The organism is Acidovorax sp. GW835-FHT14B10, from assembly GCF_058793725.1.
In genome coordinates, this window is sequence record NZ_JBXAGC010000007.1 from 145,525 (window position 1) to 159,958 (window position 14,434).

Below are 14,434 nucleotides of genomic sequence, written 5' to 3' on the forward strand. Positions count from 1 at the left end.
GCCTTGCCGCCTGTTTCTGGTTGCCTCCGATGACAAAAACCCTTGCGCGCTGGCTCGACAGCGATGTTGGATACAGCTTTCGCACCTCGCCCATGGCCATGGTGGCGGCCGCGATTGCCGTGGTGTGCGTGTTCTGCGCGCTGGCTGCGGGCTGGGTGGCGCCGCACAACCCGTTCGATTTGTCCACACTCGAACTCAGCGATGCGCGCCTGCCCCCGGCCTGGAGCGCCGAGGGTTCGCGCAAATACCTGCTGGGCACCGACGACCAGGGGCGCGACATCCTCTCGGCCCTGATCTATGGCGCCCGCATTTCGCTGGTGGTGGGGCTGGCGTCGGTGCTGCTGTCGGTGGTGGTGGGCGTGGCGCTGGGCCTGCTGGCCGGTTTTCGGGGCGGCTGGATCGACGCCGTGCTGATGCGCCTGTGCGACGTGATGCTGTCGTTTCCTGCCATTTTGGTGGCCCTGCTGATCGCTGGTGTGGGCCGGGCGCTGTTTCCCAATGCGCACGAATCGCTGGCTTTTGGCGTGCTGATTTTCTCGATCTCGTTGACGGGCTGGGTGCAATATGCGCGCACGGTGCGCGGCTCCACCCTGGTCGAGCGCAACAAGGAATATGTGCAGGCCGCGCGCGTGACCGGTGTGCCCCCGCTGCGCATCATGCGCAAGCATGTGCTGCCCAATGTGATGGGCCCGGTGATGGTGCTGGCCACCATCCAGGTGGCCACGGCCATCATCACCGAGGCCACGCTGTCGTTTCTGGGCGTGGGGGCGCCGCCCACCTCGCCCTCGCTGGGCACGCTGATCCGCGTGGGCAATGACTACCTGTTCTCGGGGGAGTGGTGGATCACCGTGTTCCCGGGGCTGATGCTGGTGCTGATCGCGCTGTCGGTGAACCTGCTGGGCGACTGGCTGCGCGACGCGCTCAATCCACGGCTGCGCTGAAAGCGCAACCACCTCTCCGAAGCAGGCCGCCCTTTCATGTCTCTCCTCGAAGTCAAAAACCTCGTCGTCGAATTTCCGGGCCGGCGCGGCACGCTGCGCGCCCTCGATGACATTTCGTTTTCCATCGCCCCCGGCGAGATCCTGGGCGTGGTGGGCGAGTCGGGGGCGGGCAAGTCGCTCACGGGCGCCGCCATCATTGGTCTGCTCGAATCGCCGGGGCGCGTGGCCTCGGGCCAGATTCTGCTGGAAGGCCAGCGCATCGACCAGCTGGGCGAAGCGCAGATGCGGCACATCCGGGGCCGGCGCATTGGCGCGATCTTCCAGGATCCGTTGACCTCGCTGAACCCGCTTTACACCGTGGGCCGGCAGCTCACCGAAACCATCCAGGCGCATCTGCCGGTGAATGCCGCCGAAGCCCGGCGGCGCGCCATTGCCCTGCTGCAGGACACCGGCATTCCGGCGGCCGAGCAGCGCATCGACCATTACCCGCACCAGTTTTCGGGGGGCATGCGCCAGCGCGTGGTGATTGCCCTGGCGCTGGCGGCCGAGCCCCAGCTCATCGTGGCCGACGAGCCCACCACGGCGCTCGATGTGTCCATCCAGGCGCAGATCATCACGCTGCTCAAGAACATCTGCCATTCGCGCGGCGCAGCCGTGATGCTGATCACCCACGACATGGGCGTGATCGCCGAAACCTGCGACCGCGTGGCGGTGCTGTACGCCGGGCGCGTGGTCGAGATCGGTCCGGTGCACGAGGTCATCAACCACCCCGCCCACCCCTATACCGCCGGCCTCATGGCCTCCATTCCCGACATGGCGCAGGACCGCGAGCGCCTGAACCAGATCGACGGTGCCATGCCCCGCCTGAACGCCATTCCGCCGGGCTGCGCCTTCAACCCGCGCTGTCCGCACCGCTTTGACCGCTGTACCGCCGAGCGCCCCGAGCTGCTACCCGCGGGCGCCACCCGCGCGGCCTGCTGGCTGCACGCCCCGGAGGTGGCCGCATGAATGCAACGACACCGGCCAGCACGCCCCTGGTGCAGGCGCACGACCTGGCCAAGACCTTCGATGTTTCGGCGCCCTGGCTCAACCGCGTGCTCGAAGGCAAGCCGCGCACGCTACTGCACGCCGTGGACGGCGTGAGCTTCGAGATCGAAAAGGGCAAGACCCTGGCCCTGGTGGGCGAATCGGGCTGCGGCAAGAGCACCGTGGCGCGCCTGCTCGTGGGCCTGTACGAGCCCACGCGCGGTGGCCTCACCTTTGACGGGCAGGATGCCCATGCCGCCTTCAAGAGCGGCAACGCCAAGCCCATGCGCCGGCGCATCCAGATGATCTTCCAGGACCCCTATGCCAGCCTGAACCCGCGCTGGCTGGTGGAAGACATCGTGGCTGAGCCGCTGCGCGAGCATGGCTTCATCACCGACAAGGCCGAGCTCCAGCAACGGGTGGGCGAGCTGCTGCAATCGGTGGGCCTGTCGCCACTCGACATGGTGAAGTACCCGCACCAGTTCTCGGGCGGCCAGCGCCAGCGCATCTCGATTGCGCGCGCCCTGGCCACCGAGCCCGAATTTCTGGTCTGCGACGAGCCCACCAGCGCGCTCGATGTGTCGGTGCAGGCGCAGGTGCTCAACATCATGAAAGACCTGCAGCGCCAGCGGCACCTGACGTACCTGTTCATCAGCCACAACCTGGCCGTGGTGCGGCATGTGAGCGACCAGGTGGGCGTGATGTACCTGGGCCGCCTGGTGGAGCTGGCCGACAAACACACCCTGTTCGATACGCCGCGCCACCCCTACACGCGCATGCTGCTCGATGCCATCCCCAAGATGCACGACACTGGCAAGGCGCGCAACCCCGTGCAGGGCGAAGTGCCCAACCCGCTGAACCCGCCGTCCGGCTGCGCGTTCAACCCGCGCTGCCCGCATGCGAACGAGCGCTGCCGCGCCGAGCGGCCCCAGTTGCTGGTCCTGGGTGGCATCCGCATCGCCTGCCATGCGGTGCAGGAGGGGCGGATCTGATGGGAAGGATTGCTCCTGAAATGGGCGCTTTTCGCGCTTTATAGATAGGTTCTATCGGCTGATTTGATGCGTTTTCATGCGCGAAATGCGCGACTACCCCGTACCAGCGGGGTCACGGTGCTGGCAGGCCCGGCGCCGGTGGATTGGCTGCTGGCAGGGCGCGGCCCAGCAGGTAGTCGATGCAGGTGCGCACTGCTCGCGTCTGGTGGCGGTCGGGCATGTAGAGCATGAACATCTGCGTGCCAAAGATGCTCAGGCGCCAATCGTTCAGGGTGGTCAGCACCTCGCCGCTGGCCACGGCGTCCTCCACCACATAGTCGGGCACCAGCCCCACGCCCAGCCCGGCCAGAATGCCCTGGCGCAGGAACGGAAAGTGCTCGGAAATCAGCGTCGGCTCCAGCGTCACCTCTTCGCGCCGCTCGCCCTGGTAGGCGTGCAGGCGCAGCTGGCGCCCCACGACGCCGGCCGTGATCAGTGGTGCGGTGCGCAGCGCCTCCGGCCCCGTGGGCAGGCCGTGCGCCAGGGCGTAGCCGCGCGAGGCGCAGGCGATGTAGCGTACTGCGCCCATGTCGCGTGCCACCAGCGTGGGCGGGGGTTCGGGCATGACGCGGATGGCGATATCCACCTCGTCGCGGATCAGATCGTCCACCCGGTTTTCAAAGCGCACATCGAGCACGATGCCGGGGTACAGGCGCTTGAAGTCGATCAGCCAGTCCGACATCACCATCTGCCCGTAGCCGCTGGGCACGCTCAGGCCCACGCGGCCCTGCAGGCCCTGGCCCAGCGTGGCAATGGTTTCGCGCGCGGCCAGCATTTCGTTCTGGATGGTGCGGCCATGCTGGTACAGGCGCAGACCCACCTCGGTGGGCTCGACCCGGCGCGTGCTGCGGCGTACCAGCTGCACGCCCACCGATTTTTCGAGCTGGCTCAGGTGGTAGCTCACATTGGCACGCGACATCTTCAGGTTGCGCGCCGCCTGGCTGAGGTTGCCCGCATCCAGAATGTCTACCAGCACGGTCAGGGAGGTGATTTCCATGGTGGAACGCTTGAAAAGCGGCCTATGTCAAAGATTATTTGACAGTCTGTCAATCGTTAATGTAATTGTCAAGATTGTTTGGCGCATCAACAATAGCGGGCTCTTTCCCAACCACCAGGAGACTCCCGCATGGGCGCAGCCACCCCCGATTCCGTTGTCACCACCGCCCGCGTGGGTTCCATTCTGGCCGTGACGGTGAATAACCCGCCGGTCAACGCGCTGGGCGTGGCCGTGCGCCAGGGCCTCGCCGCCGCCATGGCGGCCGCGCAGACCGACGATGCGGTCGCTGGCGTGCTGCTGGTGGGCGCGGGCAAGGCCTTCATCGCGGGAGCCGACATCCGCGAATTTGGCAAACCCGCCATGCCGCCGTCGCTGCCCGAGGTGTGCCGCAGCATCGAAGACTGCACCAAGCAGGTGGTCGCGGTGCTGCATGGCGCAGCCCTGGGGGGTGGCCTGGAAGTGGCGCTGTCGGCCCACTACCGCCTGGCCTTGCCCGCTGCCAAACTGGGCCTGCCCGAAGTGACGCTGGGCCTGCTGCCCGGCGCGGGTGGCACGCAGCGCGCGCCGCGCCTGATGGGCGTGAAAGCCGCCACCGAGCTGATGCTCAGCGGCCAGCACCTGTCGGCCAAGGCCGCGCTGGCGGCGGGCCTGGTCGATCAACTGGCCGAGGGCGATGACGCCCTGGCCGTCGGCCTGGCTTACCTGAACGGCCTGCTGGCGCGCAACGCCCCCGTGCGGCGCACGCGCGATATCGCCATTGCCGACCCGGCCGCCGCGCTGGCCGAGCTTGCGGCGCTGAAGGCCGACACGGCGAAAAAGACCCGGGGCCTGTTCTCGCCGCTCAAGATCATCGAATGCGTACAGGCGGCGGTGCAACTGCCGTTTGACGAAGGCATGGCCCGCGAGCGCGCCCTGTTTCTGGAATGCCTGGACAGCCCGCAGCGCGCCGGCCTGATCCATGCCTTTTTTGCCGAGCGCGAAGTGGTCAAGGTGCCCGAGGCCCAGGCCGCCGCGCCGCGCGCGTTCGCCCGCATTGGCATCATTGGCGGCGGCACCATGGGCGCGGGCATTGCCGTCTCGGCCCTGGATGCGGGCTACCCCGTGACCATGGTCGAGCGCGATGCCGACTCCATCGCCCGGGGCCGTGCCAATGTGGAAAAGGTGTACACCGGCCTGGTTGCCAAGGGCCGCATGGCCGAAGAGGCCAAGGCCGCCGTCATGGCGCGCTACACCGGCAGCACCTCCTACGACGATCTGGCGAATGTGGACTTGGTGATCGAGGCCGTGTTTGAAGACCTCGAAGTCAAAAAAGCCGTTTTCAAGGAGCTGGACCGCGTGTGCAAACCCGGCGCTGTGCTGGCCACCAATACTTCGTACCTGGACATCGACGCCATCGCCGCCGCCACCCGCCGCCCGCAGGACGTGATCGGCCTGCACTTCTTCAGCCCGGCCAACATCATGAAGCTGCTGGAAATCGTGGTGCCTGCCAAGGTCAGCGCCGACGTGGTTGCCACCGCCTTCGAGCTGGCCAAGAAGCTCAAAAAAGTGCCGGTGCGCGCCGGTGTGTGCGATGGCTTCATCGGCAACCGCATCCTGGCTGTGTACCGGGACGCCGCCAACCATGTGCTGGAGGACGGCGCCAGCCCCTACGAGATCGACGCTGCCGTGCGCGAATTCGGCTACCCCATGGGCCCGTTCCAGGTGTCGGACCTCGCTGGCGGTGACATCGGCTGGGCCACGCGCAAGCGCAAGGCCGCCACGCGCGACCCCAAGGCGCGCTATGTGGAAATTGCCGACCGCATCGCCGAGCGCGGCTGGTACGGTCAGAAGACCGGCCGCGGCTGGTACCTGTACCCCGAAGGCGCGCGCGTGGGCCAGCAAGACCCCGAAGTGCTGGCCATCGTGGACGCCGAGCGCGCCAAGAAAGGCATCACGCCGCGCAACTTCTCGCTCGAGGAGATCATGCGCCGCTACATGGCGGCCATGGTCAACGAAGGCGCCAAGGTGCTGGAGGAGGGCATCGCCCTGCGCCCGCTCGATATCGACGTGACCTTCCTGTCCGGCTACGGCTTTCCGCGCTATCGCGGCGGCCCCATGCAATGGGCCGACATGCAGGGCCTGGACAAGGTGCTGGCCGACATAGAGGCTTTTGCCAAGGAAGACGCGCAGTTCTGGCAACCCGCCGTCTTGCTCAGGAAGCTGGTGGCCGAGGGCAGCAACTTCGCCAGCCTGAACCAGCGCGGCTGACTTCACACACTCCCTCTCCCGCTGGCGGGAGGGGGGGGGAAGTGGCAAGCAGCTATTGATTGAATAGAAACACAACCCATCCAAGGAGCATCCCATGCGCCAAGCCGTCATCGTCTCCACCGCCCGCACGCCGCTGGCCAAGTCGCACCGCGGTGAATTCAACACCACCCCAGGCCCCCAGCTTGGTGCCTACGCGGTGCGCGCCGCGGTCGAGCGCGCCGGCATCGAGCCCGGCCTGATCGAGGACCTGATCTGGGGCTGCGGCTACCCCGAGGGCACCACGGGCCGCAACATCGGCCGCCAGACCGCGCTGCGCGCGGGCCTGCCGGTGACGGTGGGCGGCACGGTGATCAACCGCTTCTGTTCCTCGGGCCTGCAGGCGATTGCCGTGGCGGCGGGGCGCATCGTGCTGGAGGGCGTTCCGGCCATGGTCGCCGGCGGCGTGGAGAGCATCTCGCTCATGAACCCCGCCGGCCGCAGCGGCGCCGCCCTCCTGGACCCCTGGCTGGTGGAGCACAAGCCTGAGCTGTTCATGGAGATGATCGACACCGCCGACGTGGTGGCCCAGCGCTACGGCATCACGCGCGAGGACCAGGACGCGTTCTCGCTGCAAAGCCAGCAGCGCACCGCGGCGGCCCAGGCGAGCGGCGTGTTCGATCACGAGATCGTGCCCTGCGCCACCACCATGGCCGAGAAGAACAAGGAAACCGGCGAGGTGACCCACCGCGAGGTGGTCGCCAGGATGGACAACTGCAACCGCCCGGGCACCACCTTGGCCGGCCTGGCCAAGCTGGAGCCCGTGAAGGGTGCGGGCAAGTTCGTCACCGCGGGCAACGCCTCGCAGCTGTCGGATGGCGCGGCCGCCTGCGTGATGATGGAGGCCGCCGAGGCCGAGCGCCGCGGCCTGCAACCACTGGGCGCCTTCCGCGGCTTTGCCATCGCGGGCTGCGAGCCCGACGAGATGGGCATTGGCCCGGTGTTCGCCGTGCCGCGCCTGCTGGAGCGCGCGGGCCTGACGGTGCAGGACATCGACCTGTGGGAGCTGAACGAGGCGTTTGCCTCGCAGGCGCTGTACTGCCAGCGCAGGCTGGACATTCCCATGGATCGCCTGAACGTCAACGGCGGCGCCATCTCCATTGGTCACCCCTTCGGCATGACGGGCGCGCGCCTGACAGGCCACATCCTGCTGGAAGGCCAGCGCCGCAAGGCGCGCGGCGAGCAGGTCAAGTGGGGCGTGGTCACCATGTGCATCGGCGGCGGCATGGGCGCGGCCGGTTTGTTCGAGATTTTCTAAAACCTTGCGGGACAGACCCCAAAATTGCGCCGCAATTTTTGCGCTGTCCCCAACCGACCAGAGGCAAGAAATGGATTTGCAATTCACTCCCGAAGAAGAGGCGTTCCGCGTCGCGGTGCGCTCGTTTCTCACAGACCACCTGCCGCCCGCATTGGCCACCAAGGTCAAGGCCGGCCAACGCCTGACGCGCGCCGACCAGGAGGGCTGGCACGCCATCCTGAACAAGAAGGGCTGGCTGGCCTACCACTGGCCAGCCGAGCACGGCGGCACGGGCTGGTCGGCCATCCAGAAGTTCATCTTTGACGATGAATGCGCCATGGCAGGCGCCCCGCGCCTGGTGCCCTTTGGGCTGTCCATGCTGGGTCCGGTGCTGATCAAGTTTGGCAATGCGGCCCAGAAAAAGCACTGGCTGCCGCGCATCCTGAACGGCGATGACTGGTGGTGCCAGGGCTATTCCGAGCCCGGCGCGGGCTCGGACCTGGCCAGCCTCAAGACCACGGCGGTGCGCGCGGGCGACCATTACATCGTCAACGGCCAGAAGACCTGGACCACCCAGGGCCAGCACGCCAACATGATGTTCTGCCTGGTGCGCACCGACAAGCAGGCCAAGGCCCAGTCGGGCATCAGCTTTGTGCTGATCGACATGAACCAGCCCGGCGTGGAGGTGCGCCCCATCCGCACGCTGGACGGCGACGCCGAGGTCAACGAAGTGTTCCTGACCGACGTGAAGGTGCCCCTGGAGAACCTGGTGGGCGAGGAGAACAAGGGCTGGACCTACGCCAAGTACCTGCTGACCTACGAGCGCACGGGCATCGCCGGTGTGGGCTTCTCCATGGCCGGGCTGGAAAAGCTCAAGGCCATCGCCAGCCGCGTGCAGCGCAACGGCAAGCCGCTGAGCCAGGACCCGCAGTTCGCCACGCGCATGGCGCAGGTCGAGATCGACCTGAACAACATGGCCACGACCAATCTGCGCGTGATCGCGTCGGTGCAGGGCGGTGGCGTGCCGGGGGCCGAAAGCTCCATGCTCAAGATCCGTGGCACGGTGATCCGCCAGGAGCTGCTGTCTTTGACGCGCCGCGCCATGGGGCCATACGCGCTGCCCTACATTGAAGAGGCGCAGTTTGCCGAGTACCAGGATGCGCCCGTAGGCCCCAAGGAGGCCGCCACCGCCGCCGCCGCCTACTTCAACTACCGCAAGCTGTCGATCTTCGGCGGCTCCAACGAAATCCAGCGCAACATCATCTCCAAGATGCTCCTGGGGCTGTGAAGGAATCGCCATGAACTTTGAACACAATGAAGACCGCCGCATGCTGGCGGACGCCCTGGGCCGCTACCTGAGCGAGCAATACCCGGCCGAATACCGCAACACCACGGCCTATGGCAGCACCGGCTACAGCGCCGAAACCTACGCCAAGCTGGCCGAGATCGGCGCCATCGGCGCGCTGTTCACGGAAGAGCAGGGCGGCTTTGGCGGGCAAGGCCTTGACATCGCCCTGGTGTTCGAGGCCCTGGGCAACCACCTGGTGGCCGAGCCCCTGCTGGGCGCGCTGCTGGTCGGCCGCGCCTTGACCGAGGCGGGCAGCGAGGCGCAAAAGGCGCAGCTCGAAGGCATCATCGGTGGCTCCACGCTGGCCGCGCTGGCGCACGACGAGCCCGCCAACCACTACGAGCTCAATCGCGTTGCCACCACCGCCAGGAAGAACGGCAACGGCTGGGTGCTGGAGGGCGCCAAGGCCGTGGTGTTGTTTGGTGACCAGGCGCAGTTGCTGCTGGTCAGCGCGCGCACCAGTGGCGCGGTAGGCGACGAGGCTGGCATCTCGCTGTTCCTGGTGCCGGGCAACACCCCGGGCATCACGGCGCGCGGCTATGGCCGCATCGATGGCGGCCACGCGGCCGAGTTGGTCCTGGGCGGCGTGCAGGTGGGTGCAGACGCGCTGCTGGGTGCAGAGGGCGCGGGCCACGCGCTGCTGGAGCGCATCACCGGTTTTGGCCTGCTGGCGCTGGCGGCCGAGAGCCTGGGCGCCATGGACAAGGCCAAGGGTGACACGCTGGAATACCTGCGCACGCGCAAGCAGTTTGGCGTGCCGATTGGCAGCTTCCAGGCCCTGCAGCACCGCATGGCCGACATGCTGCTGGAGGTGGAGCAGGCGCGCTCGGCCGTGATCAACGCCGCCGCCGCCATGGACGACACCGACCGCGTGGCGCGGGAAAAGGTCTTGTCTGCCGCCAAGTACAGCGTGGGCAAGATCGGCACGCTGATCGCCGAGGAGGCGATCCAGCTGCACGGCGGCATCGGCGTGACCTGGGAGCTGCCGCTGGCCCACTACGCCAAGCGCCTGGTGATGATCGATCACCAGCTTGGCGACATGGACCACCACCTGGCGCGCTGGATGGCACTGGCTGCCTGAGGCCGGTTTCTTGAGTCCCTCTCTTTGTTTGAAGAGGGGGTTCAAGATAAAAATAGCGCAAAGCCCTTTCGCAGAAAGCGCAAATAGCTACAAAATGAATAGCATAGGAGATGCCCGTGACCGACAACGCCCTGGATAACGCGCCGGACAGCGCCCTGCTCACCCGCCGCGATGGCGCGGTGCTCGTGCTGTCCAACAACAACCCCGGCGCGCGCAATGCGCTCACGCCGGGTTTCTATGCCGGACTCACGCAGGCGCTGCACGCGGCGGCGTGCGACCCTGCCATAGGCGCCGTGGTGTTGACCGGCGAGGGCGGGCATTTCTGCTCCGGCGGCGACCTGCGCCAGCTCGTCCACCGGCGCGAGCTGCCCATTGCCGAGCGCCGCCAGCGCCTGGAGCTTCTGCACAACCTGGTGCGCGCCCTGCGCGACTGCCCCAAGCCCGTGATCATGGCCGTGGAGGGCGCCGCCGCAGGTGCAGGCCTGTCGCTGGCGCTGGCCGGCGACATGCTGGTGGCGGCGAAGAATGCGCAGTTCTCGGTGGCCTATGTCAAGGTGGGCCTGACGCCCGACGGTGGCGCCACGGCGCTGCTGGCCGAGTTTGTGTCGCGCCAGGTGCTCACCGAGCTGTGCCTGACGGGTGAGCGTGTCAGCGGCGAGCGCATGCACCACCTGGGCGTGGTCAACCGCCTCACCGAACCCGGCCAGGCGCTGCAGGCGGCGCTGGCCCTGGCGCAGCAGATTGCCGCAGGCCCCGAGCTGGCCACCGCGCGCATCAAGCACCTGTGCCGCATGGCGCCGCGCAACACGCTGGAGCAGCAGCTCGATCTGGAGGCGCTGTACATGCCGCTGTCGCAGGAGACCGAAGAGTCGCGCGAGGGCATAGGCGCCTTTCTGGAAAAGCGCACCGCCGATTTTGCGCGGCTGCGCACACCCCGCTGAAACCATTGCAAGGAGACGTTTCATGACCGAAGCCAAGACCCAAGACCTGCCGCTGCAAGGCGTGCGCGTGCTGGATCTGTCGCGCGTTTTTGCAGGCCCCATGTGCGGCATGGTGCTGGCCGACTTTGGCGCAGACGTCATCAAGGTGGAACACCCCGGCCGCGGCGACGACACGCGCGACTGGGGCCTGCGCATCGGCAAGACCGAAACCACCTACTACAACAGCATGAACCGCAGCAAGCGGTCCATCACCGTCGACCTGCAGACGCCCGAGGGGGTGAAAATCATCCACGACCTGCTGCCCCGGTGCGATGTGGTGATCCAGAACTTCAAGACCGGTGGTGCGGAAAAGCTGGGCCTGGGCTACGAGCAGCTCAAGGCCCTCAAGCCCGGCCTGATCTACTGCTCGGTGGCCGGTTACGACAGCTCCGGCCCCGAGGCCAAGCGCCCCGGCTACGACCTGGTGATCCAGGGCGAGGCGGGCCTGATGGCCCTCAACGGCGAGGCGAACCAGCCGCCGCTGAAGTTCGGCGTGGCCGTGGTCGATTTGATGACGGGCATGTACGCGGCCCAGGCCGTGCTGGCCGCGCTGTTCCAGCGCACGCGCACCGGCCTGGGCCGCCATATCGAGATGGCGCTGTACGACTGCGGCCTGATGGTGACCGGCTACTACGGGCTGGACGCGCTCAAGCTGGGCCATGACCCCGAGCGTTACGGCAACGCCCACCCGTCCATCGTGCCCTACGGCATGTACGAGGCCGCCGACGGCCCGCTGATCATCGCCGTGGGCAACAACGCGCAGTTTGACAAGTTCTGCCGCCAGGTCATAGCGCGCCCCGACATCGTCGAAGACCCGCGCTTTGCCACCAACGTGGAGCGCGCCAAGAATCGCCTGGCGCTGGGGCCCAAGCTCAAGGAGCTGGTTGCCAGCTTCCCGCGCGAAGTGCTGCTGCAGCGCCTCACCGCCGCGGGCATCCCCTGCGGCAAGGTGGCAGGCCTGCACGAAGCCCTGACCAGCGAGCGCACCCGCCGCGGCCGGCTGGTGCAGGACATGCCGCACCCGGTGGTGGGCACCACGCCGGTGTTTGCGCCGCCCTATCGCATGGACGGCCAGCGCCTGCCCATCCGCAACGCCCCGCCCACGCTGGGCGAGGGCACGCGCGAGGTGCTGCAGCAGCTGCTGCAACTGCCCGAGAGCGAACTGCAGGCCCTGCGCGACAAGGGCGTGCTGACGCTGCCGCCGCTGGATTAATTCAAAAATGAGTGCTTCGGACTCTTTCCAGGGATTGGCGAGAGTCTGTTTTGTAGAAGGAGATGGATATGCGCTTTTCGCAACCCAACCGCCGCGGCCTGCTGCAAGGCATGGCCGCCCTGGGGGGCAGCAGCCTGCTGGGCACGGCGCTGGCGCAAACGGGCAAGGTCGCGTGGCCCTCCAAGGCGATCCGGCTGGTGGTGCCCTTCAATGCGGGTGGCGCCACCGACATCATCGCCCGCACCGTGGGCGAAGCCCTGTCCAAGCGCATCGGCCAGCCCGTGGTGGTGGACAACAAGGGCGGCGCCGCGGGCATTCTGGGTACCGACGCCGTGGCCAAGGCCCCTGCCGACGGCCACACGCTGCTGCTGTCGCTCAGCACCTCCATGCTGATCAACCAGTTTCTGTACACCAAGCTGCCCTACAGCCCGCAAAAAGACTTTGTGCTGCTGACCCAGGTGGCCGCTGCGCCCGTGACGCTGGTGGTGCACCCTTCGGTGCCCGCCAACAACATGAAAGAGCTGCTGGCCTACGCCAAGGCCAACAAGAGCAAGCTCTCGTATGGTTCCTGGGGCACGGGTTCGTATGCCCACCTGGCCGGTGCCTACATGAGCAAGACCATGGACGCCGACATGGTTCACGTCGCCTACAAGGGCGAGGCGCCCATGATCCAGGAGCTGATTGGCGGCCAGCTGCAGCTGTGCTTTTCCAGCGCGCTCAACACCAAGCCGTTCATCGACTCGGGCCGCGTCAAGGCCATTGGCGTCACCGGCAAGCAGCGGATGGACATCCTGCCCAAGGTGCCCAGCATTTTCGAGCAGGGCGTGCAGGATGACGCCTACTCCATCTTCGGCTGGGTGGCCATGGGCGCACCGGCGGGCACGCCCAAAGATGTCATCGACCAGCTTTATGCCCACCTGCGCGAGATTGCCAAAGACCCCAAGTTGATCGAGCGCATAGTCGCCGCAGGCTTCACGCCTATGATGAACAGCCCGCAGGAGTTCCAGCAGAACTACCAGCGCGACATGCCCATCTGGAAGCAACTGGTCGAAACCGCCGGCGCACGGCTCGACTGACCTTCCCCCTCACACACCACCCCCACACGCCAACCACTGATCAGGAGGCAATATGTCCACATCCCCCACCCCATCGCTCACCCGTTTCACCCGCCGCGCCGCGCTGGCGCTGGCTACCGCGCCGCTGCTCGCCAGCATGGCCGGCGGCGCCATGGCGCAGGCCGCCTGGCCTGACAAGATGATCAAGCTGATCGTCCCCTTCCCAGCGGGCGGGCCTACTGACACAGCTTCGCGCATCGTCGGCCAGAAGCTGGCCGAGCGCCTCAAGCAGCCGGTGGTGATCGAGAACAAGGCCGGCGCGTCGGGCTCCATTGCCGCCGCCCAGGTCAAGAAGAGCCCCGCCGATGGCTACACGCTGATGATGCTGGCCACGCCTACGCTGCTGGCGCCGCACCTCTACAAGAGCGCGGGCTACGACACGGTGAAAGACTTCACCCCCGTGGCCACGGTGTATGACCTGCCCATCGTGGTGGTGGTCAACCCCCAGCAGCTGCCCAACGTGACCGACCTCAAGGGTCTGATCGCCTACGCCAAGACGCAAAAGACGCCGCTCAACTACACCAGTTCGGGCGTCGGAAGTTTTGGCCACCTGAGCATGGAACTGCTCAAGCAGTTGGCGGGTTTTGACATGCAGCACGTACCCTACAAGGGTGGCGTGCCCGCCATTACCGACACCATCGGCGGCCAGGTGCCCGTGATGTATGCCGACCTGGTGGCTGCGCTGCCGCACATCCAGGCAGGCAAGCTGCGCGCCATCGCCGTGGGATCGCCCCAGCGCGTGACTGTGCTGCCCGACCTGAAGACCATTGCCGAGCAGGGCATCAAGGGCTACGACGCCGTGTCCTGGGGCGGCCTGCTGGCGCCTGTGGGCACGCCCAAGGCTGTGGTGGACCGCATTGCGAGTGAAGTCCAGCAAATCCTGGCTGACAAGGACATCCAGGATAAGTTGCGCGGCGCGGGCGCCATCGCCTACTACCAAAGTTCGGCGCAAATGGGCCAGCGCGTGCAGCAGGACTACACCCGCTGGGGCCAGCTGATCCGCGACAAGGGAATTGCCCCCGAGTAACGCCACCATGCCGGCGCGCATATCCGCATTTATTTCTCCAATCCACAAGGAAACCTTCTGATGAAAATCCTCGTCCCAGTCAAACGCGTGGTGGACTACAACGTGAAAGTCCGCGTCAAATCGGACGGCACGGGCGTAGACATTGCCAACGTGAA

At 66.8% G+C, this 14,434-nt stretch carries 12 protein-coding genes and 1 pseudogene; 12 read left to right on the forward strand and 1 reads right to left on the reverse strand.

Going from position 1 to position 14,434, the window contains the following annotated elements; genetic code table 11:
• Positions 1-29: 29 nt before the first annotated feature.
• From AC1Q5S_RS07900 to AC1Q5S_RS07910, 3 genes are read left to right on the forward strand one after another with little or no spacing between them, the layout of a single operon-like run.
• A complete protein-coding gene (locus AC1Q5S_RS07900; protein ID WP_303834689.1) occupies positions 30-941 on the forward strand; it encodes an ABC transporter permease in 912 nt (303 codons plus the stop codon).
• A gap of 36 nt (positions 942-977) precedes the next feature.
• Positions 978-1,949, forward strand: a complete 972-nt coding sequence (locus AC1Q5S_RS07905; RefSeq protein ID WP_303834687.1) for an ABC transporter ATP-binding protein — start codon at positions 978-980, stop codon at positions 1,947-1,949.
• Positions 1,946-2,959, forward strand: a complete 1,014-nt coding sequence (locus tag AC1Q5S_RS07910; protein ID WP_303834685.1) for an ABC transporter ATP-binding protein — start codon at positions 1,946-1,948, stop codon at positions 2,957-2,959. Before AC1Q5S_RS07905 ends, AC1Q5S_RS07910 begins: the two co-directional genes overlap by 4 nt.
• Positions 2,960-3,071: 112 nt before the next feature.
• On the opposite strand, the gene AC1Q5S_RS07915 is transcribed toward AC1Q5S_RS07910, so the two are convergent.
• A complete protein-coding gene (locus AC1Q5S_RS07915) occupies positions 3,072-3,995 on the reverse strand; it encodes a LysR family transcriptional regulator (protein WP_303834683.1) in 924 nt (307 codons plus the stop codon).
• 129 nt (positions 3,996-4,124) lie between these two features.
• On the opposite strand from AC1Q5S_RS07915, the gene AC1Q5S_RS07920 reads away from it, so the two are divergent.
• The 9 genes and pseudogenes from AC1Q5S_RS07920 to AC1Q5S_RS07960 all read left to right on the forward strand — a co-directional run.
• Positions 4,125-6,242 carry a 3-hydroxyacyl-CoA dehydrogenase NAD-binding domain-containing protein gene (locus AC1Q5S_RS07920; RefSeq protein WP_422204832.1) on the forward strand — a complete coding sequence of 706 codons (2,118 nt, stop codon included), beginning with the start codon at positions 4,125-4,127 and terminating at the stop codon, positions 6,240-6,242.
• A gap of 94 nt (positions 6,243-6,336) precedes the next feature.
• Complete coding sequence (locus AC1Q5S_RS07925; protein WP_422204834.1) at positions 6,337-7,536, forward strand: acetyl-CoA C-acyltransferase; 1,200 nt, start codon at positions 6,337-6,339, stop codon at positions 7,534-7,536.
• 70 nt (positions 7,537-7,606) lie between these two features.
• On the forward strand, positions 7,607-8,803 hold the full coding sequence (locus AC1Q5S_RS07930; RefSeq protein ID WP_303834677.1) for an acyl-CoA dehydrogenase family protein: 1,197 nt from the start codon (positions 7,607-7,609) through the stop codon (positions 8,801-8,803).
• A gap of 10 nt (positions 8,804-8,813) precedes the next feature.
• Positions 8,814-9,944 carry an acyl-CoA dehydrogenase family protein gene (locus tag AC1Q5S_RS07935; protein WP_303834675.1) on the forward strand — a complete coding sequence of 377 codons (1,131 nt, stop codon included), beginning with the start codon at positions 8,814-8,816 and terminating at the stop codon, positions 9,942-9,944.
• Between the two features lie 110 nt (positions 9,945-10,054).
• Positions 10,055-10,885 (forward strand): oxepin-CoA hydrolase, alternative type, encoded by an 831-nt coding sequence (locus AC1Q5S_RS07940; protein WP_303834673.1) that lies wholly within the window; start codon positions 10,055-10,057, stop codon positions 10,883-10,885.
• A gap of 22 nt (positions 10,886-10,907) precedes the next feature.
• Positions 10,908-12,137, forward strand: coding sequence for a CaiB/BaiF CoA transferase family protein (locus AC1Q5S_RS07945; protein ID WP_422204838.1), 1,230 nt, complete (start codon positions 10,908-10,910; stop codon positions 12,135-12,137).
• 68 nt (positions 12,138-12,205) lie between these two features.
• On the forward strand, positions 12,206-13,213 hold the full coding sequence (locus AC1Q5S_RS07950) for a Bug family tripartite tricarboxylate transporter substrate binding protein (RefSeq protein ID WP_303834669.1): 1,008 nt from the start codon (positions 12,206-12,208) through the stop codon (positions 13,211-13,213).
• 52 nt (positions 13,214-13,265) lie between these two features.
• Positions 13,266-14,279: a Bug family tripartite tricarboxylate transporter substrate binding protein gene (locus AC1Q5S_RS07955; protein WP_422204840.1), complete on the forward strand. Its 1,014-nt coding sequence runs from the start codon at positions 13,266-13,268 to the stop codon at positions 14,277-14,279.
• 60 nt (positions 14,280-14,339) lie between these two features.
• Positions 14,340-14,434: pseudogene (locus AC1Q5S_RS07960) on the forward strand (electron transfer flavoprotein subunit beta/FixA family protein); the annotation flags it as partial.

Excerpts from the sequence above, each read along its gene's own strand:
- AC1Q5S_RS07900 (WP_303834689.1), top strand. The coding sequence starts at position 30 with ATGACAAAAACCCTTGCGCGCTGGCTCGACAGCGATGTTGGATACAGC.
- AC1Q5S_RS07905 (WP_303834687.1), top strand. The coding sequence starts at position 978 with ATGTCTCTCCTCGAAGTCAAAAACCTCGTCGTCGAATTTCCGGGCCGG.
- AC1Q5S_RS07910 (WP_303834685.1), top strand. The coding sequence starts at position 1,946 with ATGAATGCAACGACACCGGCCAGCACGCCCCTGGTGCAGGCGCACGAC.
- AC1Q5S_RS07915 (WP_303834683.1), bottom strand. The coding sequence starts at position 3,995 with ATGGAAATCACCTCCCTGACCGTGCTGGTAGACATTCTGGATGCGGGC.
- AC1Q5S_RS07920 (WP_422204832.1), top strand. The coding sequence starts at position 4,125 with ATGGGCGCAGCCACCCCCGATTCCGTTGTCACCACCGCCCGCGTGGGT.
- AC1Q5S_RS07925 (WP_422204834.1), top strand. The coding sequence starts at position 6,337 with ATGCGCCAAGCCGTCATCGTCTCCACCGCCCGCACGCCGCTGGCCAAG.
- AC1Q5S_RS07930 (WP_303834677.1), top strand. The coding sequence starts at position 7,607 with ATGGATTTGCAATTCACTCCCGAAGAAGAGGCGTTCCGCGTCGCGGTG.
- AC1Q5S_RS07935 (WP_303834675.1), top strand. The coding sequence starts at position 8,814 with ATGAACTTTGAACACAATGAAGACCGCCGCATGCTGGCGGACGCCCTG.
- AC1Q5S_RS07940 (WP_303834673.1), top strand. The coding sequence starts at position 10,055 with ATGCCCGTGACCGACAACGCCCTGGATAACGCGCCGGACAGCGCCCTG.
- AC1Q5S_RS07945 (WP_422204838.1), top strand. The coding sequence starts at position 10,908 with ATGACCGAAGCCAAGACCCAAGACCTGCCGCTGCAAGGCGTGCGCGTG.
- AC1Q5S_RS07950 (WP_303834669.1), top strand. The coding sequence starts at position 12,206 with ATGCGCTTTTCGCAACCCAACCGCCGCGGCCTGCTGCAAGGCATGGCC.
- AC1Q5S_RS07955 (WP_422204840.1), top strand. The coding sequence starts at position 13,266 with ATGTCCACATCCCCCACCCCATCGCTCACCCGTTTCACCCGCCGCGCC.